The sequence below is a fragment of the Skermanella aerolata KACC 11604 genome (assembly GCF_000936425.1).
Lineage (GTDB): Bacteria > Pseudomonadota > Alphaproteobacteria > Azospirillales > Azospirillaceae > Skermanella > Skermanella aerolata.
Genome location: NZ_AVFK01000002.1, coordinates 234,523 through 256,631, shown reverse-complemented (window position 1 = coordinate 256,631; position 22,109 = coordinate 234,523). Strand labels below are relative to the sequence as shown.

The window sequence follows — 22,109 nt, the reverse complement described above, 5'->3', positions numbered from 1 at the left end:
GAAGAACCGGCAATGCGAGAGGTAAAGGGACCTCAACCGCGTTATCGCGCGTATATCGATCTTTCTTCGACATTGGCCAACCTTAAGCTGATGATTTTGAGATCGTCACCATCCTTGCGGTATACCACAAAGAAGATTGGAGAAGCCTTCGCAATTTCCAAGGCAACCAGCGCATTGAAGCGGGGAGGCCGTCTGGATGCTCGACATCGAGCCTCTTGAGGATTCTCGACCAGTTCAATCTATTTGCGATTGCAAAATCTCTCGGCCGTTTCTCATAATGAGCAAGCCTGTTAGCCTCGTCCCAGACTATCTGGCGGAAGCTTTCGGCATGCCTGCGATAACCATGCTTATTCAATTTGTTCGCCCTGTACCTCATGCCGCAGCGAAGATCCATGCAATAAGTTAAATTTGCATGCATCGGAATGCGGATGCTTGTGGGGACGGGCAGCCGCGGATGGTTCTGAGCGACGCTGTCAGCCGCCTCATCTATAAACCTGAGCACTCTCGCCAAAGCCATGGGTTTGGGATTACAATCGAAATCATGATAGTCGAGATCTACTCGGACCTGATTTGTCCCTGGTGCTATATCGGCAAGCACCGGCTGGAACGCGCCCTGACCGAACGAGCACGTTTGCCGCTGGAGCGCCGTTGGCAGCCTTATGAACTGAACCCCGACATGGCGGTGGGCGGCATCGATCGCTTCGCTTATCTGTCCACCAAGTTCGGCGGAGCCGAGCGCGCGCGGCAGGTCTATAGCGTGATCGAGGAAACGGCCGAGCGCGACGGCCTGCCCATGAGCCTCGACCGGATCAAGCGCACGCCCAACACCTTGGCAGCCCATCGGCTTGTCCGCTTCGCCAGCCGCGTTCAACTCGCCGACCGGATGACGGACCTGCTGTTCGCAGCCTATTTCGTGGAAAGCCTGGACATCGGCGACCGCGAGGTGCTGCTTGCCAAAGCGGCGGAAGCCGGGCTCGACCCAGATCTGGTGCGCGACCACTTGGCCGGAAACGCAGACGTGGCGGCCATTCGGGCAACGGAGTCGGTCGCCCGTCAGATCGGCATCCAGGCGGTACCCTGCTTCATCTTCAACCGGCGCTATGCGCTGGCTGGGGCACAGGAGCCGTCTGCCTTCATGCCGCTGCTCGATCTGGCGGCAGAGGAGGTCACGCCCCTGCCCCATCGGGTCATGCGACCAGCTTAGCCAAATCCTGCATCAGCCGGTTGACGCCTTTCACCCGCGTCGCCGTATCGTCCCAGGTGCGGGTATAGACCAGCTTATGGTCGGGCCGCAGCTTCATCGTGCCGACCTGCTTGCCGATGAAGATGATCAGTTGGTCCGGCCGGGCGAACGAGTTGTTGTGGAACGACAGCACGGCACCCTTCGGTCCGGCATCGACCCTCTCCACTCCAGCCGCGCGGCAAAGCTGCTTGATCGTCATGACGTCGAGCAGGTTCTCCACTTCGTCCGGCAGCGGTCCGAAACGGTCGATCAGTTCGGCTGCGAAACTATCGATCTCCTGCCGGTCCACCAGTTCCGAAATCCGGCGGTAAAGCCCGAGCCGGACGTTCAGGTCGGCGATGTAGGCCTCCGGTATCAGCACCGGCATCCCGAGGTTGATTGATGGCGTCCATTGGTCTTCCGCCTCCGACAGCGTGCCGGCGCCGCTCCGCGCCGTCGCCACCGCTTCCTCCAGCATGTGCTGGTAAAGCTCGACGCCGACTTCCTTGATATGACCGGACTGCTCCTCGCCCAGCAAATTGCCGGCGCCTCGGATATCCATGTCGTGGCTGGCCAGCTGGAAACCGGCGCCTAAGCTGTCCAGCGTCTCGATCACATGGAGGCGCTGGGTCGCGGTGGCCGACAGCACCGTCTTCGGCGCATAGGTCAGGTAAGCGTATCCCCGGACCTTCGAGCGGCCGATCCGGCCGCGCAACTGGTAGAGCTGCGCCAGCCCGAACAGGTCGGAGCGGTGGATGATCATCGTATTGGCATTGGGAACGTCCAACCCGGACTCGACGATGTTGGTCGCCAGCAGCACGTTGAACTGGCCGTCGTCGAAGGCGGTCATGACCTCCTCCAACTGGGTCGCGGCCATCTGGCCGTGCGCCATCACGACCTTGACCTCCGGCACCAGTTCCTGGAGCCGTTCGTAGACGCGCGGCAGATCTTCGAGGCGCGGGCAGACGTAATAGGTCTGCCCGCCGCGATAATGCTCGCGGAGGATCGCTTCGCGGATCACCACGGGATCGTAAGGCAGAACGAATGTCCGCACCGCCAGCCGGTCGACCGGCGGGGTCGCGATCAGGCTCAGCTCGCGCACTCCCGCCAGAGCCATCTGAAGCGTGCGCGGGATCGGGGTCGCGGTCAGGGTCAGCACATGGACATCGGCGCGAAGCTGCTTCAGCCGCTCCTTCTGCTTGACGCCGAAATGCTGCTCCTCGTCCACGATCACCATGCCGAGGTTCTTGAACTGGACCGTCTTGGACAGCAGCGCATGGGTGCCGATCACGATATCGACCGTTCCGGCTGCGAGACCGTTCTTGGTCAGCTTCTGATCCTTGGCCGTCACCAGCCTGGAGAGCTGCCCGATCCGCACCGGCAAACCGGCGAACCGCTTCTCGAAGGTGCGCGAGTGCTGGCGTGCCAGCAGCGTCGTCGGCACCACCACAGCGACCTGCATCCCCGAAAGCGCCGCGATGAAGGCCGCCCGCAGCGCCACTTCGGTCTTGCCGAACCCGACATCGCCGCAGACCAGACGGTCCATCGGACGGCCGGACTGCAAGTCCTCCATCACCTCTTCGATGACGCGAAGCTGATCCTCCGTCTCCGGATAGGGGAAGCGCGCCGCGAATTCCGCGTAGATTCCATCCGGCGCCGAAACGGCCTGCCCCCGCCTCAACTCGCGCTCCGCCGCGATCTTCAGCAGCGCTTCGGCCATGTCCTTCAGGCGCTTCTTGACCCGCGCCTTGCGGCCCTGCCAGCCGACGCCGCCCAGTTTGTCCAACTGCGCCGTATCGGCAGCCGAGCCGTAGCGCGACAGCAGTTCGATGTTCTCGACCGGCAGGTACAGCTTGTCGCCGCCCTCGTAGATCAGCCGCAGGCAGTCGTGCGGAGCGCCGGTCACCGTCAGCGTCTCGAGCCCGTCGTAGCGCCCGATGCCGTGATCGACATGGACCACCAGATCGCCTTCGCTCAGGCTCGACAGCTCGGCGATGAAGTTGGCCGAGCGCTTCCGCTTCTTGGTCGGCCGCGCCAGCCGGTCGCCCAGGATATCCTGTTCGGTGATGACCACGACATCTGGAGCGGCGAAGCCGGTTTCGATGCCCAGGACGATCAGCGCCGTCGTTCGCCGGTCGAGCCGCCGGGCACCTTCCCAGCTTTCGCAGATCTCGACCCGCTCGATCCCATGGTCGCGCAAAACCGTCAGCAGCCGGTCGCGCGCACCCTGGCTATAGCCGGCGACGACGCAGCGCCGATCCTGTTTCTGAAGGTCCTCGATATGCGACTTCAGGGCGTCGAAGACATTGACGTCGGGCCGGGCACGGGCTTCGGCGAAGTCGCGGCCTCGCCTCCCTTCGGCGTCGACGCCGGCCTGCCCCTCCGCTAGCGCGAACGGGATCAGCTGACCGACCGCACGGGCCGACAGCAGATCGTCCCAAGCCGCCTCATCCAGGAACAGCATCGCCGGAGGCAGCGGCTTGTAGACGGGATTGTTGGCCTTCTTCTCGACCGACTGGAGCGTCTTCCGTGCATGGTAGAAATCGGCGATCTGGGAGAAGCGGGCGTCCCGCGACTCCTCCGCCTGCGGGTCTAGGGTCACAGCCGCATCCGGAACGTAGTCCAGGATCGTTTCCATGCTGGAATGAAACAGCGGGAGCCAGTGCTCCATGCCGCCATGCTTGCGCCCGGCGCTGACCGCCTCGTATAGCGGGTCCTCGTCCAGCACGACGCCGAACAGCTCGCGGTAGCCGGACCGGAACCGGGCGACTGATTGCTCGTCCAGAAAGACCTCGGACATCGGCTTCAGCGCCACTCCGTCGCGCTTCTCCGTCGTCCGCTGGCTCATCGGGTCGAAGGCCCGCACGCCTTCCAGCTCGTCGCCGAACAGGTCGAGCCGTAACGGCTCCTCGGTCCCCGGCGGGAACAGGTCGATGATGCCGCCCCGGATCGCGAACTCGCCCGCCTCGCGCACGGTCTGCGCCCGCGTGTAGCCGTTATGGGCCAGATAGGCCTGCAACTTGTCCAGGTCGATCCGGTCGCCGATCTTGGCAACGAACGTCGCGTGGCTGAAGGCGCCGCGCGGCGGCACCTTCTGAAGCAGCGCATTGACCGTCGTCAGGATCAGCCGCGCCCGTCCCTTGGACGGCTCGATCAGGCGGGTTAGGCCTTCGACCCGGCGGCTGACGATATCGACGTTGGGCGACACGCGGTCATAGGGTAGGCAGTCCCAAGCCGGGATCTGGACAAGTTCCACCTCCGGCGCGAAGAACGCTACCGCTTCGGCCAGACGCGCCATGCGCTGATCGTCCAGCGCCACGTGCAGCAACCCGCCGGCCCCGCGCCGCTTGGCGATGTCGGCAAGGATGCGGGCGTCCTGCCCTTCCGGCGCACCGGCGATCAGAAGGCGGGACGGGCGGCCGGGGTCGAGGTTTATCTTGATCAAGGCGGGAATATCAGACTGGAAAGAGCGTCAGGCGACGGTCGTTTTGAAATTGAACGCGACCAACAGCCGCATCACGTCGTTGTCGTGCTCCGGCGGAACCGGCTCGCGCGCGGACATCCAGTTATAAAGATCGGGATCGCTCAATTCCAAGAGCCGCTCGTACCGTTCCAACTGGCCCTCGCCGAAATTCGGCAGGTGCCGGTCGGCGAAGCGGCCGAGCAGGAGGTCCGCCTCGCGGGTGCCGCGGTGCCAACTCCGGAAGGTCAGGCGCTTGCGCCGGACTTCGATCGTCTCGGCGGGCTTTTCGGCAGGAGTCTCGGCGGGCGTCTCGGCAGTCATGGGGGTCACCCTCTAAAGTGCGGCCCCCACGATATAGCCCCCGGAAGCGACGCTGTCAGCGAGTTAAATCGCCCGCATCACTCGGCCTTGGCCGACTTGTCGTCCCCGGTGATGGCCTTGAAATCGGACTTCCGGATCAAGATGTTGGTTCCCTTGGTCCGATCCACTACCTGGGATATCTGCACGTCCGAGGCCGCGGACAGATAGGCATAGGCGACGGCGCGGTCCATGCCCAGCCGCTCCTCCAGGAACCGGAGGGCTTCTCGGACAGAATCCTGCGTCGCCAGATCCAGGTCCGGATTCAACCCTACCGGGATCCAGTACTCGTCCGTTTCCGCGAACAGCTTCTTCAGGGTCCCCGATGCGGACGGGATCGCCGGATCGCCCTGTTTGAGCAGCGTCATCCTGAAGGTAGGCCGCTGGGAATGCTCCAGCGCGGTCAGGGCCACTTCGCCGTCACCCTGCGCCATGTGCGGGTCGCCGGTGTAGAACATCGCTCCCTTGACGAAGACCGGCAGGTACAGGGTCACTCCGGCGCCGAACTCGTTGATGTCGATATTGCCGCCGAAGACGTCGGGCGGGATCGAGTTGACCGGCTGGTCGGTTGCGGATGCGACGCCCATGATGCCCATGAAGGGTTTGGCCGGAAAGACGACTTCCTTGCCATCCCGGTTCTTGATGACGCCGTACCAGTCGTCGCCCTGCTTGCGGATCGGCGTGAAGACGGAGACGTTGCCGTATCGGTCGGGAAACTCCGGGGTCGCGTCTTCGGCCGGGCTGGTATTCTCGGGAAATTCGCCGGGCAGCGCACCCTTGCCGTGACGGTTGGAAATGACGCCGTAGGGAACCCGCGGCACGACGGACAGGACATCCACCTTCAGGACGTCGCCCGGCTCCGCCCCTTCCATCTCGACCGGACCGGTCACGATATGCGGCCCGTCCTTCTTGAAGTCATGGGGCATACCGGACGACGCGATCCGGCGGGCATCGTCCAGGATCATGGTCTCGGGAACGCCCTTGGACGTGAAGAACTTGACGGGATCGCGCCCCTGGTCTTCCAGGATACCTTCGTGCGACACCGTGTCGAACACCACGGTAGCGCCGCTCGGAACGGTCAGTACGGGCTTCGTGGTCGCATTGGGCAGGTAGCCCCACTTGATGGTCTCAAGCGTCGAGGGCACGTAGTAGATCCCCTCCGGCATCCCCGGCACCGGCACCTTGCCCGGCTTGTCGCTAAGCGGCTGCAAGGGCATTTCCTGGGCAAGCGCCTCCTGAAAAGCCAGCGGCCCGGATATCAGGAACAGGCTGCACAGCAGCATTCTCTTGAACGGCATAGTCTTCTCCCGCATCTGCGATGGCGTGGACAAAGCTTTCCGTCACCTGGCGGCCTCGGGATCAGGCATTCTTTCTGCCTGTTATGGCATTCTTTCTGCCTGTTATGATTGTGGCCCCGGACGCTAACGCGTCGCGGAGCCACAAGGACCAACCATCTTGCAGGATCGAAGTTCCGCCGTCAGGCGCAACGGACATCCGTCAGGAACCGTGCCACCTCGTTCCGCAGCCGGTCCGCCTCCCGCGCTAGACCGCCGGCTGCCGAAAGCACCTGCCCGGCCGCCGCCCCCGTTTCCGTCGAAGCCTGGGAAACGCCGACGATGTTGCCGGACACCTGCTGGGTTCCCATCGCGGCCTGCTGGACGTTGCGGGAGATATCGCCGGTCGCGGCGTTCTGCTGCTCGACCGCGGCGGCGACGGCGGCGGAGATCTCGTTGATCTGCGAAATCGTCCGTCCGATGTCGCGGATCGCATCGGCGGCCCCGCCGGTGGCCTGCTGTATCTCGGTCACCTTGGCCTGGATCTCGCCGGTCGCCCTGGCGGTCTGGGTCGCCAGCGCCTTGACCTCCGATGCGACCACGGTGAAACCCTTGCCAGCTTCACCGGCACGGGCGGCTTCGATGGTGGCGTTCAGCGCCAGCAGGTTGGTCTGACCGGCGATGGAGTTGATCAGTTCGATCACCTGCCCGATCTGCTGGGCCGCTTCGGTCAGTCCCTGCATCAATCCGTCGGCTCGGCCGGCATCCTCGACAGCTCGGGCGGTGATCCTGACCGAGTCCGACATCTGGCGGCTGATCTCCTGGATCGAGGCCGACAATTCCTCGGCCGCCCCCGCCACCGTGTTGACGTTGGTCGTCGCCTCCTCCGACGCCGCCGCGACGATCGTCGCGCGATGCGACGCCGTTTCAGCCGTCCTGGTCATCGCACCGGCGCTGTGTTCCATCTCGGTCGCGGCGGACGAAACGGCCTCGACGACGCCCTGGACGCTGGACTCGAAGCCGTCGGCAAGGCGCAGCAGCCCAGCCTTGCGCTCTGCCGCCGCCTGCCGCTCGATCTCTTCCTGCCGGGCCTGGAGCCGCTTGACCTCCTGGGCGTTCGCCTTGAAGGTCTCGACCGCCCGCGCCATGCCGCCGATCTCGTCCGCCCGCTCGGTGAACCTGACCTCGACGCCGAGGTTGTTGCCTGCCAGCTCACGCATGACGGTGCTGAGGTCGCGGACGGGCCGGGAGATGCTGCGCGCGATGAAGAACGCCATCGCGATGCCGCCCAGCAGGGCGGCTCCGGCCAGGACGGCTCCCTGCCGACGCGAGTCGACCGCCGTATCGGTCATGTCCGAAAAGGTCTTCCCCTGCAGGTCTATGCTGGCCCGGTGGAGGCCGGCGATGCTGTCGGACAGGGCCTCGGCGGTGCGGATCCGCCCTTCGCTGGCCGCAACGAACCGATCGGTCGCCTGGACGACGGCGGCCAAGGCCTTGCGGTACTCGTCGAGGATCGGCGGCAGCGCCGCCGCGAACCGCTGAAGCCTGCGGCCGTCTCCGGCAACCGCCGAGTAGGCCGTCAGCACGTCGACGAAGCGTGCCGCTTCCCGGTCGGCGATACCCGCATCCGCAGGATTGCGTGACGACATGTAGCGGGTCGCCGCCAGGGAGCTGTTCCGCCCGGCCTCGTCCAGACGGACCGTCAGGTCGATGACTTCGGGCTTCCCCTCCCGCAGGGCCGCAGCGATGATGGCGGACGTCGTCGTGCCCAGCGCCGTCGCGGCCTTGACCAGTCCGGCGCCGCCGACGCGCCGCTCCGATACCGCGGCGATGCTCTCCATCACGGCCTGATCGTACCCGTTGCCGGCGACCGAGATCGCTTCGAGCAGCGCCCCGTCGGCCCCCGCCGCGCTCTGGCCGATACCTCCCAAAGCCTCGCCCAGCGACGCCACCGCCGCCTTGGCCGCGCCCAGGTCGGCATCGGTTTCCGACAGGGCGTACTGGGTCAGCGCGGTCCGCGCCTCCTCCATCCGGATCGCAAGGCTGCTGGTGACCGCCGCCGCATCGCTGACCTGTCCGAGTTCTCCGATGCCGGCGACCGTCGTCACGGCATTGCGGTCGGATCCGAAAGCGATCATCCCCAGCAGGACCAGCGGGAGGGCGAAGCCGCCGGATATCCTCCACGCAATCGGAACGTTCGAGAGCTTCAAGCTGATAGGCATGCCATTCTCCCCGCGCAGGCCAATGGCGCTACTGGACGTTCCGGATGCGCGCGATCGTTTCCGCGCCGAACTTCTTCTCGAAATCGGGCATCGCCACGGCCGCCGCCTTGGCAAAGCCGGCGCGGTCGAAGTCGGCAACGACCTGGAGACCCTGTTGCTGCAGCGTCTTGACGCCGTTGGCCTGGGCTTCCGCCGCCGCCTTGCGCGACGCCTGCCCGCCTGCCTGGGCGGCCTCCCGGAACGCCGACTTGTCCTCGTCGGACAGGTCTTCGAACGCGTCGATCCCGATCAGGAAGGCGGCGGGATCGTAGCTGTGGGAGGTCAGCGTCAGGTACTTCTGAACCTGGGCGAACTTGGCCGACAGGATCGTGGCGATCGGGTTCTCCTGCCCGTCGAACTGGCCGCTCTGGAGCGCTCCATAAAGCTCCGGAAACGGCAACTGGGCGACGTCGGCTCCCAGTGCCTTGAACCCGAGGACCATGACCTCGCTCTGGGGGACCCGGATCTTCAAGCCCTTGACGTCTTCCGGCGCGGTGACGGGGCGCTTGGAGTTGGTCATGTGGCGCATGCCGTTCTCGCCCCATGCGAGTGCGACCATGTCCTTGGCGCGGAACTTCTCCAGGTACTCCTGGCCGATGGCGCCGTCGAAGACGGCATGGGCATGGACGGCATCGCGGAACAGAAAGGGGATGCCGAAGATGCCGACGTCGGGCACGAAATTCAGCATGGGAGCGCCAGTCACGAAGGTGACGTCGACGGTGCCCAACTGGACCGCCTTGATCGCCTCGACCTCGCCGCCCAAGGCCGCGTTCGGATACAATTCGACCTTGTAGCGGCCACCGGTACGCTTCGTGACTTCCTCGGCGAACGCGGCGGCTCCGGCCCCCAACTGAGACTCCGGCCCAAGGATATGACCGAGCTTGAGTATCCGCGCCTGCTGGGCCTGTGCCCCGCCGGCTCCAGCCAGCAGCAATGCGGTCGTCATCAATACGGCGGCACGAAATTTTCGGAACATCATCGATACCTTTGCTGAACAACTCTCAGCAAGTTACCTAAAAGTGGGTAATCCTAAAATTCGTCTAAACGGTTTATTATGTTGCGCTGCATCTATGCACTTCGTTCGGATTCATCTTTTCCGAACGTTTCGGCAGACGGTTGGACCGGCCCGCCTCCGTCGTGCCGCCACGTCGAGCGGCGGGAGCGCCGATATCACTCGTGCCACCATGGCATGCAATGCCGGTATGGCCGATGCGACTGTCATGTCCATGCGTGACATACCTCCCGGGCGGCGTGCAAGGTTTCGGCGACCTAATAAGGTGCATCGCAACCAAGATCTCGGTGATACCGACGCCGGTTTGCGGAGATTAGCGATCCCAATAGGGCGGATCGCCGAAGGCCGTTCGCAGATGCGCCGCCAATGCCCGCAGCTTGGCGGACGGCCGCCTCCCCTCAGGGTGCGCCATGAAGATGAACTCGTCCTCCGGCCGAGCGCCGACATCGACCACTTCCAGCTTCCCGGCTTCGATGGCGGACCCGACGATGAACATCGGCATCAGGGCGATGCCCAGCCCGGCGATGGCGGCATCGCGCAGCATGTCGCCGTTGTTGGCGCGCAGGGCTACTTGGGCACGCACCATCACGGTTCCGTCCGGCAGCGGAAAACGCCAATCCGCGACGCCGCGATTGGTATAGAAGAGCCCTCGATGCCCGTCGAGGTCCTCGATGGATCCCGGAGCCCCATGCCGTTCCAGATAGCCCGGCGATGCGACCAGCACCCGCCGGCTGGCCGCCAGCTTCCAGGCCGTCAGGCGGGAGTCGCCAAGCGGTCCGTGCCTCACCACGGCGTCGAAACCGTCAGCGGCGGCATCGACGCGCCGGTCGTCGAGGTCGAGCGTCAATTCGATCCGGGGATGCTGCACCAGGAACGGGTAGAGGGCAGGCCCCAGATGCATCCGCCCGAAGGTCACCGGCGCCGAAATCCGCAGCGGTCCCGCCAGCGTGCCGCGCCGTTCGGCAAGGTCGGCCGCCGCTTCCTCGACCTCGCGGACGATGCGTCCAGCGCGTTCCAGGAAGGCGGACCCGTCTTCCGTCAGCGACAGCTTGCGGGTCGTCCGGTGCAGCAGGCCGGCGCCGACGCTTCGCTCAAGCTCGGCCAGCCGCTCGCTGACGACCGATTTCGACAGCCCGAGGCGCCTAGCCGCCTCGCTGATCGAACCGGCTCCCGCGACGGCGACGAACGCCGCGATGCCATCCAGCTTCATCGTTCGGCCCTGATTGTTCGACAGTTCCAAATAACAGGTCTGGTAAACGCAGCCTAATCCTAACGCCGGCACCATGCCATATCCTCGTCGATCGGAAGCGACACCGCGCCGCGCCTCAACATCGGAGACCACCCATGGGACGCCTGCAAGACAAAGTAGCCCTGATCACCGGCGCCAGCGCCGGCATCGGCCGCGCCACCGCCAAGCTCTTCGCGGCGGAGGGAGCCAAGCTGGTCGTCGGCGCCCGCCGCGAAGCGGAACTCTCCAGCCTGATCGCCGAGATCGAGGCGGAAGGCGGCACCGCCGTGGCGCTGGCCGGCGACGTTCGCTCTGAAGACTACGCCAAGGCCCTGGTGACGCGGGCGGCCGAGCGATTCGGCCGGCTCGACATCGCCTTCAACAATGCCGGCACGCTGGGCGAGAGCGGTCCCAGCACCGGCGTATCGGAGGACGGCTGGAACCAGACCATCGCGATCAACCTGACCGGCGCCTTCCTAGGCGCCAAGCACCAGATCGCGGAGATGCTGAAGCACGGCGGCGGATCGGTGATCTTCACCTCGACCTTCGTCGGCTACAGCTTCGCCTTCCCTGGCGTCGCGGCCTATGCCGCCAGCAAGTCGGGCCTGATCGGCCTGACCCAGGCGCTGGCCGCCGAGTTCGGCCCTCGCAACGTGCGGGTCAACGCCGTGCTTCCCGGCGCAGTCGATACCGCCATGTACCGGGAGATGAACGACACGCCAGAGCAGGTCGACTTCATCACCGGCCTCCACGCCCTCAAGCGCGTAGCATTGCCGGAGGAACTGGCCCGCTCCGTCCTTTATCTGGCATCCGACGACAGCGCCTTCGTTACCGGCACGGCCTCGCTGATCGACGGCGGCGCCTCCATCACCCGCACGTGAACCCGTCCCACAACTACAGATCAAGGACCCCCGTCATGAACAGACTCAACGGCAAGCGCGCCCTCGTCACCGGCGGCACCAGCGGCATCGGCCTTTAAACGGCCCGCCAGTTCCTGGAGGAAGGCGCCCGCGTCGCCGTCACCGGCACCAACCCCGCCACCCTGGATGCAGCCCGCAGTGAATTGGGCGACGAGGTGCTGGCGATCCGCGCCGACGCCGGAGACGCCGCCGGCCAGCAAGCGGTCGCCGAGGCGATCCGCCAGGGCTTCGGCGGCCTGGACATCCTTTTCGCCAACGCCGGAGTCGCCGACTTCCGTCCGGTCGAGCTGTGGGACGAAGCCGGCTTCGACCGCTCGGTCGCGATCAACCTGAAAGGTCCGTTCTTCCTGGTCCAGGCTCTCCTGCCCATCTTCGCCGATCCCGCGTCGATCGTGCTCAACACATCGATCAACGCCCGCATCGGCATGCCGAACTCCAGCGTCTACGCCGCCACCAAAGCCGACCTGATCTCCCTAGCCCGAACCCTGTCCGGCGAGCTGATCCAACGCGGCATCCGCGTCAACGCCGTCAGCCCCGGCCCGGTCTCCACCCCGATCTACGGCAAGCTCGGGCTGTCGGAGGATGATTTGAAGGCGATGACCGCCACCATCCAGGGCCAGATCCCGGCAGGCCGCTTCGGCAATCCGAGCGAGATCGCCAAGGCGGTGGTGTTCCTGGCATCAGACGAGTCGGCTTATACGGTCAGCAGTGAGTTGGTCATCGATGGGGGGATGAGTAACTTGTGACGGTGGCGCTCCACCTTGCGGGTAAGCTCATGACTGGATATATTACCGGATACAAACCGGAGGCCGATCATGAGCAACACGTCTCAGAAACGCGCGATCAAGAACTATCGGCATCGTCTCGCCGAACGCGGTATGGCCCGGTTCGAAGTGCTGGCACTGGAGGCGGATCGCGACCTCATACGGTCTCTCGCAAAACGCCTTGCTGACGATGGGCCGGAAGCAAACCGGATTCGTTCGATAGTCAGCCAGAGCGTTGAAGGCGCTCCTCCACCAAAGGGGGGCATTCTGGAAGCCCTACGGCGGTCGCCCTTGGTCGGAGCCGACCTCGACCTAACGCGGTCGCGTGAAACCGGCCGCAAGGTTGACCTGTGACTCGCTATCTGCTCGACACCAACATAATCAGCAATATCATCAAACCGACTCCTTCGGACTCGCTGCTGACCTGGATGGCAGAGCAAATTGACGAAGATCTTTTCATCTCCGCCCTCACTATCGCTGAAATCCGGCGCGGCATTTTGGAAAAGCCTGCTGGGCGCAAGCGCGACCAACTTGAAGCTTGGTTCTCCAGCCCGGAAGGCCCTTCAGCGCTCTTCGGCGGCCGAGTGCTATCTTTCGATGAGAAAGCTGGCATAATCTGGGCGCGACTGATGACCGAAGGAAAAACAATGGGACGACCTCGCAGTGCGCTTGACACTATCATTGCCGCAACTGCCGAAGCCAACGACTGTATAGTTGTCACCGACAACGAAAAGGATTTTATCGATGTTCAAATTCTCAATCCCCTTCGTGGATGACCATAACGGGCAAATAGATGTTTCATGAATCTTTTAAATAGATAGATTATATGAAAAACTCTTGAACGCATCTTAAAGCTAAAGAAAATTTGACAAACCCTTAATGATTTTCAAAATAAATAATTAAGATGCAAAAACTCAACAAGCTATGCAAATGCTCAGCCTCGAATGACTATAATCGAATCAAAGCGCTTTTTGTTGACGGAATCTATTGTGTCAATTTTTTGAATCTTCCCTCAACTCAATCCCAATCCTCCCCGCCGCCCCCCTGATATGCCCCGCCATCGCCCCCGCCGCCCGCGCCTCATCCCGCCCGTTCAGCGCCGCGACGATGGCCTCGTGCTCACTCACCGTCTCCCAGATCCGTTCGTGGTGGATGAACGGCAGGCGCTGGATTTCATCCATGACGCCGTTCACGGTGCGGAATAGCTCCATCACCATGCGGTTGCCGCTGCATTCCACGATGGCGCGGTGGAAGATGCTGTCGCATTCGGCGACGGCGATCAGGTCGCCGGCTTCGACGGCGGTGCGCATCCGCGCCACCGACTGGCCGATCGTGGCCAGATCCTCCGCCTTGGCGTTCCGGGCCGCCAGGGCGGCCGAGCGCGGTTCCAGCATCAGGCGGGTCTCGTAGACTTCCAGCGGGGAGTAGCGGTCGGCGAAACGCCATTTGGCCTGGGGCGCTCCGTCCTCGTCAGGGCCAAGGACGAAGACGCCGCGCCCAACCTCGACCCGGACGAGCCCCAGGGTTTCCAGCACCGACAGGGCCTCGCGCAGGGAGGCGCGGCTGATGCCGAATTGTTCGGAAAGCTCGCGCTGGGCCGGCAGCCGGTCACCCGGCTTCAGGGTGCCATCGAGAATCATCGCCTGGATTCGCTGAACCGCCGATCTGGGAACCAGCACTCGCCCGCCGATCACATTCATCCGAACTCACTCCCCTGCCCTGCGGATTCGCGTGCTGTCCCCTTTTAGCCAGTTGACCCTATCCTGGAAACTCGCTCAAATCCACTGGTCTGGCCGGTCAGACCAGTTGCGAACAGCAATCAACGACAACGGCGCACCGGCCACAGGGATCGGCCACCGTCACGATAAGCATCGAAGCATCATCACAGGGAGCGTTGGGAGACGACATGCGCAGGACATTTCTGAAGGCCACCCTCAAGACCGCCGCGGCCGCCGTGATGGCGACCGCCGTCTGTGCCATCGCCGGCAATGCCGCCCAGGCCGCCGACCTCACGGTAGGCGCTAATATCGGCAACGTGCCGTGGGAGTTCCAAGACGCCACCGGCAAGAATGTCGGGTTCGAGATCGATCTGGTGGAAGAGATCGGCAAGCGGCTCGGCAAGTCGGTGGAGATCGTCAACATCCCGTTCAACGGGCTGTTCTCGGCCGTCCAGTCCGGCCGGATCGACATGGCGGTGTCCTCCATCACGATCACGGAAAAGCGGCTGGAATCAGTCAGCTTCGCCCAGCCCTACTATGACAGCGACCAGTCGCTGACCGTGATGGCAAAGAGCGGCCTGTCCAAGGTCGAAGACCTCAAGGGCAAGACGGTCGGCGTCGATACCGGATCGACCGGCGACATGTGGGCGACGCAGAACGTCGCCAAGTACGGCTTCTCCGATATCCGCAAGTTCGAAGGGCTCCAGCCCGCGATGCTCGACCTCGCGGCAGGCCGACTCGACGGCTACATCAGCGATATCCCGGCGCTGCTCTACTACAGCAAGGACAAGCCGCAGTTCAAAGTCGCCCAGCGCATCCCGACCGGAGAGCGTTATTCCATCATGCTCGCCAAGAACAGCCCGCTGGCGCCGCAGGTCAACGACCAGATCACCGCCATCAAGAAGGACGGCACGATGGCGACGCTGCACGAGAAATGGTTCGGCGCGAAGCCGGAAGCCGGCACCAGCACCGCCGAAGTGCTCGACATGCCGAAGCCGAAGTCCTGAAGCTGGAAAAGCCTTGAGACACGGCGGGAGCAGAATACCGACGCATGGATATACTTGACACCTTCTTCAACTGGACCGTCTTCCGGGACTCCTTCCCCCTGCTCCTGCTGGGGCTGACCACCACGATCAGCCTCGGCGTCACCAGCATCCTGATCGGGCTCGTCAGCGGCCTGTTCGTGGCTCTGGTCCGGATGTACGCGCCGACGCCGTTCGCGGCCCTGGCGGTCGCTTATATCGACCTGTTCCGTGCCATTCCGATCCTGGTGCTGTTGGTCTTGATCTACTACGCCCTGCCCTTCGTCGGGTTGCGGCTGTCGCCCTTTGCGGCAGCCACGTCGGCGCTGTCGCTGGTGAGCTGCGCCTATTCCGCCGAGATCTTCCGGGCCGGCATCCAGGCGGTGCCGTCCGGCCAGTTCGAGGCGAGCAAGGCGCTCGGGCTGCGGTACTGGAGCATGATGACCTTCGTCATCCTGCCCCAGGCCTTCCGGGTGGTCATTCCGCCGATCACCAACAACTGCATTAACGTGATGAAGGACACGGCCCTCGCCTCCGTCGTCGCCATGCCGGACCTGCTGAAGCAGGCTACCCAGGCCCAGGCGCTGGCGGCCAATCCCACTCCGCTGGTCGGTGCGGCATTGATCTACCTGCTTCTGCTGCTGCCGATGGTCCGCATCGTCGGCACGCTGGAGCGGCGCTTCGCAATTGGAAAACGCTGATGGGCATCATCACTCCCCAGCCTCTCCACCCCGAGGCCTTCACCCCCTTCGGCGACGTCATCCAGGCAGGCCTGGGGGAGGTCAGCCGGGTCAACGACGGCCGCGCCGACCGCTTCGACAGCGGCGCCAGGCTGGACCGCCTGCTGGCGGAGACGGTTCCCGTCGCCGCCGTCTACCGGATCGACGCCTCCACCCTGCCGCTCCGGATCGGGCGGCTGGAACGGCATCCGCTGAGCAGCCAGCTCTTCATTCCGATGAACGCCGGCCGCTACCTGGTGGTCACCGTGCCATCGGACATCAAAGGCAACCCGATCCCGGCGGAGGCAGCCGCCTTCGTCGCGACCGGGTCCCAGGCCATCAACTATCAGCCCGGCGTCTGGCACTGCCCGCTGGTGGCGCTGGACCAGCCGGCCGACTTCGTCATGGCGATGGGAAAGGCGCTCGACCCCGCCATCGATTGCCAGTTCTTCGATCTGCCCGCCGCCCTGACGGTCGGCCCGCTATCCAATCAGGTTCAATAGGAGTTATACCGGCATGCTGCCTGCCCTCGACCTCGATTACGTCCGGGCCCAGTTCCCGGCGCTGGCCGGCGACTGGGTTTTCTTCGACAATGCCGGCGGGTCGCAGACCTTGGTGACGGTCGCGGAGCGCATTTCCGACTACCTGCTGACCAGCAACGTTCAGCTCGGCGCCAGCTACGCCGTCTCGCAGCAATCGGGCGCGCGGGTCCGCGACGCCCATCTCAGCATCGCCGAACTGATCGGAGCAGCCCGCCCCGATGAGATCGTCATGGGGCCGTCCACGACGGCGCTGATGTATACGCTGGCCGCCGCCCTGGCGGAGGAGATCGCACCAGGCGACGAGATCGTCGTCACCGATACCGACCACGAAGCCAATATCGGTCCCTGGCTGAAGCTGGCGGAGCAGAAGGGCGCCGTCGTCAAGACCTGGGCCGTCCGCCCGGAAACGCTGGAACTGGAGCTTGCCGACCTCGACGCGCTGATGACGCCGCGTACCAAGCTGGTCTGCTTCACCCACGCGTCCAACATCCTGGGCACGATCAACCCGGTCGCCGAGATCACCCGCTTCGTCCACGAACGCGGCGCCCGCGTCGTCGTCGATGCGGTGGCGCTGGCGCCGCACCGCGCGGTCGAGGTGGCGGCTTGGGACGTCGATTTCTACATCTTCAGCTTCTACAAGGTCTACGGCCCACACCATGCCGTGCTTTACGGCAAGTACGACCACCTGCTGGCCCTGCCCAGCCTGAACCACTTCTTCATCGGGCGGGACGTCGTCCCGTACAAGCTCCAACAGGGCAACGTGAACTACGAGCTGTCGGTCGGCTGCACCGCCATCACCGACTATATGGTGGAACTGGGCGGCCGCACCGGCAGCCGGACCGATCGGCGCGGCCAGATCCTGGCCGGTTTCGACGCCATCGCCCAGCAGGAGGAGCAGTTGGCCGAGCGCCTGCTCTCCTTCCTGCGCGGCCGCAACAGCGTCCGCATCATCGGCAATCCCTCCGCCGACCGTGGACGGCGGGTGCCTACCATCAGCTTCATCGCCGAGAACCATCGATCGGACGAGGTCGTGACCCGCGTAGACGAGCACCGGATCGGCATTCGCTACGGCGATTTCTACGCCCGCCGCCTTATCGAAAAGCTGGACCTGACCCGTCATGCCGGCGTCATCAGGGTTTCCATGGTCCACTACAATACGGTGGCCGAGGTGGACCGTCTGGTCGAGGCTTTAGACCGGATCTTGTAGGCGGTTTGAGACTAATACCAGGGGCCGAATACATCGACGTGTGGGGAACATGCTTGTTGGGCCACGGCCCAACCTACGGTCCCCTGCTTCGTAGGTTGGGCCGTGGCCCAACACTTGCTTACCGCCCGTCAGACCCGTCGGCTCCTGGCATCAGACGATCGTCCCTTCCGGCAGGTCGTAGCAATGGTCGGCGATCGCTCCTGATGTCGTCAGCCAGATGTCGTCGCGCCGGGCCGCGATATGGGCAAGCGCCCGGCGCAGGTGCCGCAGCCGGTAGGGCTGGCCGACCAGATACGCGTGAAGCGCTATGCCCATGACCAGCGGCCCTTCAGCCGCCTGCTCCAACATCTCGTCGAACTGATCGACGATCATGTCGGCAAAATCCGCCGCCGTGTCCTTGCGGCCCACGATCGACGGTATGTCGTTGAGTTCCTGCGGATAGGGCACCGAAAGGATCCTGCCGGTCCTGGTCTTCAACCAGACCGGCTGATCGTCCATGCACCAGTCCAGCACGTATCGGTAGCCCTGCTCGTGCAGCAGGTCGGGAGTCACCCGGCTTTCCGATATCCAGGGGCCGAGCCATCCCGCCGGGGCCTTGCCTTCCCGCCGCGCGATCTCCGCCGTGCTTTTAGCGATCAGCGCCGCCTCGGCGGCTTCCTCCAGCGTGCCCTGGCGGGCGGCATTGGTCCAGCCGTGGCCGACGATCTCGTCACCCCTGTCGCGGAAGGCCGCCACCAGTTCCGGGCAGTAGCCGTACAGGGAGCCGTTGACCAGCACCGATGCCGAGTAGCCGAGCTTGTCGAACAAGTCGAGCAGCCGCCACGCGCCGACCCGGTTGCCGTAGTCCCGCCACGCGTAGTTGAGGACGTCGGGCTGCGGCCCGGCTGCGGAAAGCTCCGCCCCCATCCCTTCGCCGAAGGCGAAATGCTCCAGGTTGAGGCCGATATAGACCGCCAGCCGCTTTCCCCCCGGCCAGTCCCAGGCGGGCCTCCCCCTGATCGGGGAATACGTGTAGCGTCCGTGATCCGGCAAGCCGCCACCGGAATATTTGTCCATGCGGGAGAAACCTTATTGCGTGTCCTGTCTCGGTCCGACCGCAACGTTAGCCGAGGGTGCTCGGCCGCTCCCAGCCCCCAATGCCGGTACCCCTGTGGCGCGATAGCCCACCCCCGTTTCCATCCGGTCACGCGGATTGACTCGTCATACCCCTTTCGGTTCTCATGCTAAGAAATAAGCAAATGGAGGACTCGCATGAACCTCACCCCAAGGATGGCGATGGCCGGCATGATGGCCGCAGCACTTCTTTTATCCACTTCCGTCCTGCCCGCTAAGGCCCAAACCGCCGATCCGGCGGAGCCTGCACCGGTCGAAGCCGCAGCTCCGGCTCCCGAGCCGCCGAAGGCCGACATCGCGAGCGCCGTCACCTGCCAGGTGCTGATCGGCCAGTTCGACGACAGCGTCGCGGCCGCCAAGGTGGAGGACGCCGTGAAGGCATCGGCGCGCACGTTGCGCGGCGAGGGCAACAAGGCCTGCAACGCCTGGGACTATCAGGCCGGCATCGGCAGCATCAGGGTCGCGATAGAGACGATTGGCCGCAAGCCGATACGCTGATGCCGCGGCCTGTCGGACCGGTGCGGTTACAAAGCTGAAATCTTTGTAACTTACGGTTCACGTTAAGTTAAAAAATCTCTCCAGCCGGACGATGGAACGCCCCGAACAGCCCCAGCCTCGGGATGGTCGGGCGGCTCTCTCGTCGCAGGGACGTCATGAAGCTCAAGACGACCATCGCTGCCGGGTATTTCACGGTCATTGGCCTCGTCGCCGTCGTCGGTGTGGTCGGGCTGCTCGGCCTTTATCAATACGCCGCCTCGGTCGAGAACGGCACTGCCGCAACCCGCTTGTCACTGGCGATGGGCGAGGTTCGCGCCCTGGAATGGAGCGCCCTTCGGGGCGACCTGTCCGCCTCGGCGGACGCCCAGGGCCGGCTCGCATCGATCGTCGACCAGTTCGCGACGCGCGGAATGGCGGCGGAACAGGCGTCCGCCGACCGTTACGCGCAGGCGTTCCAAAGCTTCGTCGGCATCGAGGAGAAGCTGCTGGCGGGCGACACGGTCATCGGCAAGTCGGTCCAGCAACTGGCCTCGCTGTCGGATGTACTGGTTACGTCCCAGGTGAAGCTCGCCCGCGCCGCCGGCCGCGACCTGGAAGAGGCGGAGGCGGCGGCACGAGCCGCGACTACCCTCGCCGATCTCGTGGAGTCGATCCGTGACGGCGTGGTCAATGCACAGCTTGCGGAAATGGCGTTCCTGAACCACCCCGACAGCAGCGAGATCACCCCCGCCCTGGAAGCGCTCGATGAGGCTGCCAGCCTGACCGCCCGCCTGCCGCCGGAAGACGGCGGTCCCGCGCGAGAGATCATCGAGGCCTACACCATATCCATCGGCGAGACCTCGGCGGCCTATGCCGGGTACGAGAGCTACCGCGAAGTCATCCTCCGGCTGCTCGGCGAGCTGGACCGGCTCCACTCGTCCCTGCCGCCCGGCACCGATGCCTCGACCCGGTTCGAAGCGGCGGAACTTACCGCCTGGGCTTGGCGCGCGCGGGCGAACGGCACTTTGGGAGAAAGCCTCAGCATCCCGCGCATCAGCCATCCCGAGCTTGACGCGATGAAGGCGCTGGCCGTCCGGGTAATCGACCTGACCAGACAGATGGCAGCCGCGCGGTCCGAACTTCTTCAACTCTCGACCGTGGACGAAGCGCAGTCGCGGGGCATCGCCTTCTCCATGGAGAACATAAAGGAGCGCTATTTCGCGACCCGCTCGGCCGCCGAAGCCAAGGCCGTCGAAGCCCGCGAAGGCTATATCCGCGCCATGTCCGCCGCCGACCGGGGGCGCCAGATCCGGGCAGCCTCTCTCCAGGTCGCCCTGGCGCTATCCGATCTTTCTTCCGGTAAGCGCGAAGTTCTTCGGGAAGAGATCGCCGGCACCATGGCTCGAGTCGCGGGACATCTGGACGAGATCGCCCAGCAGACGGGGCAAACCGACCATATCGCGACCATGCGCGCCTTGCTGGCTCCGCTTGAGGCAAGTTTCGTCCAGCAGATCGACCTCCAGTCCACGGCTGTCCGCCTGGCGCGCGACATGAACGCGGCGGCAGTCGAAGCTTCGCAGCAGGCCCGCACTCTCTCGGATTCGGGATTGGCCGCCGCGGAAGCGGGGAAGCAGAACTCGGTCGTCTTCATCGTCACCACTCTGGCGCTCGCCACGCTGGCGGGACTGGGCTTCGCCTTCGTGCTGGGCCGCCATGTCTCCCTAGGCGTCACGCGCATGAGCGAGGCGATGAGCGCCATCGCGCATGGACAACTGGATACGGACATTCCCAACCAGGGGCAGCGGGGCGAACTGGGCCAGATGGCCGAGTCGCTGGTCGCCTTCAAGGACAACGCCCGTCTGCGGATAGAAGCGGAACAGCGTGCCCAAGACGCTCGCCATCAGGCCGATGCCGAACGGCGCGAAGTCCTGGGGCAACTTGCCGGCACCTGCGAAAGCCGGCTGCTGCCGCTGGCCCAGCAGGTTTCCTCCGCGTCCCGCCGTCAGTCGGACGATGCGCGTCAGCTTCTGGACATGGCCGAGCAGGCCATGAAGCGCTTCGGAACGGTCGCCGACGAGGCCGGGAGCACCGGCCGCAATCTCGGCTCCGTCGCCTCCGCGACGGAGGAGATGGCCGCCTCCATCGCCGGTATCGCGCACAGCATGCTGTCCACCGCGGAACTGGCGCGCCGGAGCGTGACGGAGGCCGACCGCGTTCGCGACAATCTGGAAAGTCTTGTCCAGGTCGCGGCAAGTGTCGGCGATGTGGTGGTCCTGATCCGGGAGATCTCCGAACAGACCAACCTGCTGGCACTGAACGCCACGATCGAGGCCGCCCGCGCCGGCGAAGCGGGCAAGGGCTTCGCCGTGGTCGCGAGCGAGGTCAAGAGCCTCGCCAACCAGACTGCCCGGGCGACCGAGGAGATTTCGGCCCGGATCGACGGCATCCGCGCGGAAACGCTGAGCGCCACCGACGCTATCCGGGGGATCTCCTCGATCATCGAACAGATGGACATCGCCACCGGGTCGGCAGCCGGCGCCGTCGAACAGCAGCGCAGCACGACGCGGGAGATCGCGCAGACCACCCAGGGGGTTTCGTCCAGCGTCGACCGCATCAGCACCGACATCGCCGTCGTCAGCGACCGCGCCCGTGAAACGGAAACGGTCGCCCGCGCCCTTCAAGCGGCAGCCGAAAGGCTGGGCGGAGAGGCGGACGATATGGAGCGGACGGTCAACGACTTCATCTCTCAGATACGCTCTCTTTGAAAATCGCGGGTATACTCAGAAAACATGCAAAATCCTATCGTTAAC

18 protein-coding genes and 1 pseudogene are annotated in these 22,109 nt (G+C 64.6%); 11 read left to right on the top strand and 8 right to left on the bottom strand.

All coding sequences use genetic code 11. The annotated features are described in order from the left end of the window. Positions 1-541: 541 nt before the first annotated feature. Positions 542-1,204 carry a DsbA family oxidoreductase gene (locus N826_RS04175; protein WP_044426118.1) on the top strand — a complete coding sequence of 221 codons (663 nt, stop codon included), beginning with the start codon at positions 542-544 and terminating at the stop codon, positions 1,202-1,204. On the opposite strand, the gene mfd is transcribed toward N826_RS04175, so the two are convergent. The 6 genes from mfd to N826_RS04145 form a co-directional block, all read right to left on the bottom strand. Next, positions 1,188-4,667, bottom strand: a complete 3,480-nt coding sequence (gene mfd, locus N826_RS04170; RefSeq protein ID WP_044426117.1) for a transcription-repair coupling factor — start codon at positions 4,665-4,667, stop codon at positions 1,188-1,190. The genes N826_RS04175 and mfd overlap by 17 nt on opposite strands. Positions 4,668-4,694: 27 nt before the next feature. Further along, the gene (locus tag N826_RS04165) at positions 4,695-5,006 is read right to left on the bottom strand and encodes an FAD assembly factor SdhE (RefSeq protein WP_044426115.1); all 312 of its coding nucleotides are present in this window, start codon (positions 5,004-5,006) and stop codon (positions 4,695-4,697) included. 77 nt (positions 5,007-5,083) lie between these two features. Next, a complete protein-coding gene (locus tag N826_RS04160) occupies positions 5,084-6,340 on the bottom strand; it encodes an acetamidase/formamidase family protein (RefSeq protein WP_044426363.1) in 1,257 nt (418 codons plus the stop codon). A gap of 179 nt (positions 6,341-6,519) precedes the next feature. After that, the gene (locus tag N826_RS04155) at positions 6,520-8,538 is read right to left on the bottom strand and encodes a methyl-accepting chemotaxis protein (RefSeq protein ID WP_044426114.1); all 2,019 of its coding nucleotides are present in this window, start codon (positions 8,536-8,538) and stop codon (positions 6,520-6,522) included. A gap of 28 nt (positions 8,539-8,566) precedes the next feature. Continuing rightward, positions 8,567-9,523: a DctP family TRAP transporter solute-binding subunit gene (locus tag N826_RS04150; protein ID WP_044426361.1), complete on the bottom strand. Its 957-nt coding sequence runs from the start codon at positions 9,521-9,523 to the stop codon at positions 8,567-8,569. Between the two features lie 379 nt (positions 9,524-9,902). Next, the gene (locus N826_RS04145) at positions 9,903-10,799 is read right to left on the bottom strand and encodes a LysR family transcriptional regulator (protein WP_044426359.1); all 897 of its coding nucleotides are present in this window, start codon (positions 10,797-10,799) and stop codon (positions 9,903-9,905) included. A 134-nt stretch (positions 10,800-10,933) separates the two neighbouring features. Between N826_RS04145 and N826_RS04140 the strand changes: the two genes are divergently transcribed. From N826_RS04140 to N826_RS04125, 4 genes and pseudogenes are all read left to right on the top strand, one after another. Continuing rightward, entirely contained in the window at positions 10,934-11,698 is a 765-nt protein-coding gene (locus N826_RS04140) for an SDR family oxidoreductase (protein WP_044426113.1), read from the top strand. A 110-nt stretch (positions 11,699-11,808) separates the two neighbouring features. Beyond that, positions 11,809-12,483: pseudogene (locus tag N826_RS04135) on the top strand (SDR family oxidoreductase); the annotation flags it as partial. A gap of 69 nt (positions 12,484-12,552) precedes the next feature. Then, positions 12,553-12,855 carry a hypothetical protein gene (locus N826_RS04130; protein WP_044426112.1) on the top strand — a complete coding sequence of 101 codons (303 nt, stop codon included), beginning with the start codon at positions 12,553-12,555 and terminating at the stop codon, positions 12,853-12,855. Next, positions 12,852-13,277 carry a type II toxin-antitoxin system VapC family toxin gene (locus N826_RS04125; protein ID WP_044426111.1) on the top strand — a complete coding sequence of 142 codons (426 nt, stop codon included), beginning with the start codon at positions 12,852-12,854 and terminating at the stop codon, positions 13,275-13,277. The genes N826_RS04130 and N826_RS04125 overlap by 4 nt, the downstream gene beginning before the upstream one ends. A gap of 216 nt (positions 13,278-13,493) precedes the next feature. Here the strand turns inward: N826_RS04125 and N826_RS04120 are convergent, their stop codons facing one another. Further along, complete coding sequence (locus N826_RS04120) at positions 13,494-14,201, bottom strand: FadR/GntR family transcriptional regulator (protein WP_044426110.1); 708 nt, start codon at positions 14,199-14,201, stop codon at positions 13,494-13,496. Positions 14,202-14,407: 206 nt separating this feature from the next. Here N826_RS04120 and N826_RS04115 point away from each other — a divergent pair, with 206 nt between their 5' ends. Genes N826_RS04115 through N826_RS04100 form a run of 4 tightly spaced genes read left to right on the top strand, consistent with a single transcriptional unit; the run spans position 14,408 to position 17,709 of the window. After that, entirely contained in the window at positions 14,408-15,226 is an 819-nt protein-coding gene (locus N826_RS04115; RefSeq protein WP_044426109.1) for a transporter substrate-binding domain-containing protein, read from the top strand. 44 nt (positions 15,227-15,270) lie between these two features. Further along, positions 15,271-15,942 (top strand): amino acid ABC transporter permease, encoded by a 672-nt coding sequence (locus N826_RS04110; protein ID WP_044426108.1) that lies wholly within the window; start codon positions 15,271-15,273, stop codon positions 15,940-15,942. Then, positions 15,942-16,463, top strand: a complete 522-nt coding sequence (locus N826_RS04105) for an ureidoglycolate lyase (protein ID WP_044426107.1) — start codon at positions 15,942-15,944, stop codon at positions 16,461-16,463. The genes N826_RS04110 and N826_RS04105 overlap by 1 nt, the downstream gene beginning before the upstream one ends. A gap of 13 nt (positions 16,464-16,476) precedes the next feature. After that, positions 16,477-17,709, top strand: coding sequence for a cysteine desulfurase-like protein (locus N826_RS04100; RefSeq protein WP_044426106.1), 1,233 nt, complete (start codon positions 16,477-16,479; stop codon positions 17,707-17,709). Positions 17,710-17,859: 150 nt separating this feature from the next. Here N826_RS04100 and N826_RS04095 read toward each other — a convergent pair whose 3' ends face one another. After that, the gene (locus tag N826_RS04095) at positions 17,860-18,765 is read right to left on the bottom strand and encodes a polysaccharide deacetylase family protein (protein WP_044426105.1); all 906 of its coding nucleotides are present in this window, start codon (positions 18,763-18,765) and stop codon (positions 17,860-17,862) included. A 195-nt stretch (positions 18,766-18,960) separates the two neighbouring features. Here N826_RS04095 and N826_RS04090 point away from each other — a divergent pair, with 195 nt between their 5' ends. Next, positions 18,961-19,320: a hypothetical protein gene (locus N826_RS04090; protein ID WP_147040127.1), complete on the top strand. Its 360-nt coding sequence runs from the start codon at positions 18,961-18,963 to the stop codon at positions 19,318-19,320. 155 nt (positions 19,321-19,475) lie between these two features. Continuing rightward, the gene (locus tag N826_RS39670) at positions 19,476-22,064 is read left to right on the top strand and encodes a methyl-accepting chemotaxis protein (protein ID WP_052830823.1); all 2,589 of its coding nucleotides are present in this window, start codon (positions 19,476-19,478) and stop codon (positions 22,062-22,064) included. Positions 22,065-22,109: the final 45 nt, after the last annotated feature.

Excerpts from the sequence above, each read along its gene's own strand:
- N826_RS04090 (WP_147040127.1), top strand. The coding sequence starts at position 18,961 with ATGAACCTCACCCCAAGGATGGCGATGGCCGGCATGATGGCCGCAGCA.
- N826_RS04115 (WP_044426109.1), top strand. The coding sequence starts at position 14,408 with ATGCGCAGGACATTTCTGAAGGCCACCCTCAAGACCGCCGCGGCCGCC.
- N826_RS04095 (WP_044426105.1), bottom strand. The coding sequence starts at position 18,765 with ATGGACAAATATTCCGGTGGCGGCTTGCCGGATCACGGACGCTACACG.
- N826_RS04150 (WP_044426361.1), bottom strand. The coding sequence starts at position 9,523 with ATGACGACCGCATTGCTGCTGGCTGGAGCCGGCGGGGCACAGGCCCAG.
- N826_RS04120 (WP_044426110.1), bottom strand. The coding sequence starts at position 14,201 with ATGAATGTGATCGGCGGGCGAGTGCTGGTTCCCAGATCGGCGGTTCAG.
- N826_RS04165 (WP_044426115.1), bottom strand. The coding sequence starts at position 5,006 with ATGACTGCCGAGACGCCCGCCGAGACTCCTGCCGAAAAGCCCGCCGAG.
- N826_RS04145 (WP_044426359.1), bottom strand. The coding sequence starts at position 10,799 with ATGAAGCTGGATGGCATCGCGGCGTTCGTCGCCGTCGCGGGAGCCGGT.
- N826_RS04175 (WP_044426118.1), top strand. The coding sequence starts at position 542 with ATGATAGTCGAGATCTACTCGGACCTGATTTGTCCCTGGTGCTATATC.
- N826_RS04140 (WP_044426113.1), top strand. The coding sequence starts at position 10,934 with ATGGGACGCCTGCAAGACAAAGTAGCCCTGATCACCGGCGCCAGCGCC.
- N826_RS39670 (WP_052830823.1), top strand. The coding sequence starts at position 19,476 with ATGAAGCTCAAGACGACCATCGCTGCCGGGTATTTCACGGTCATTGGC.
- N826_RS04110 (WP_044426108.1), top strand. The coding sequence starts at position 15,271 with ATGGATATACTTGACACCTTCTTCAACTGGACCGTCTTCCGGGACTCC.
- N826_RS04130 (WP_044426112.1), top strand. The coding sequence starts at position 12,553 with ATGAGCAACACGTCTCAGAAACGCGCGATCAAGAACTATCGGCATCGT.
- N826_RS04105 (WP_044426107.1), top strand. The coding sequence starts at position 15,942 with ATGGGCATCATCACTCCCCAGCCTCTCCACCCCGAGGCCTTCACCCCC.
- N826_RS04100 (WP_044426106.1), top strand. The coding sequence starts at position 16,477 with ATGCTGCCTGCCCTCGACCTCGATTACGTCCGGGCCCAGTTCCCGGCG.
- N826_RS04155 (WP_044426114.1), bottom strand. The coding sequence starts at position 8,538 with ATGCCTATCAGCTTGAAGCTCTCGAACGTTCCGATTGCGTGGAGGATA.
- N826_RS04160 (WP_044426363.1), bottom strand. The coding sequence starts at position 6,340 with ATGCCGTTCAAGAGAATGCTGCTGTGCAGCCTGTTCCTGATATCCGGG.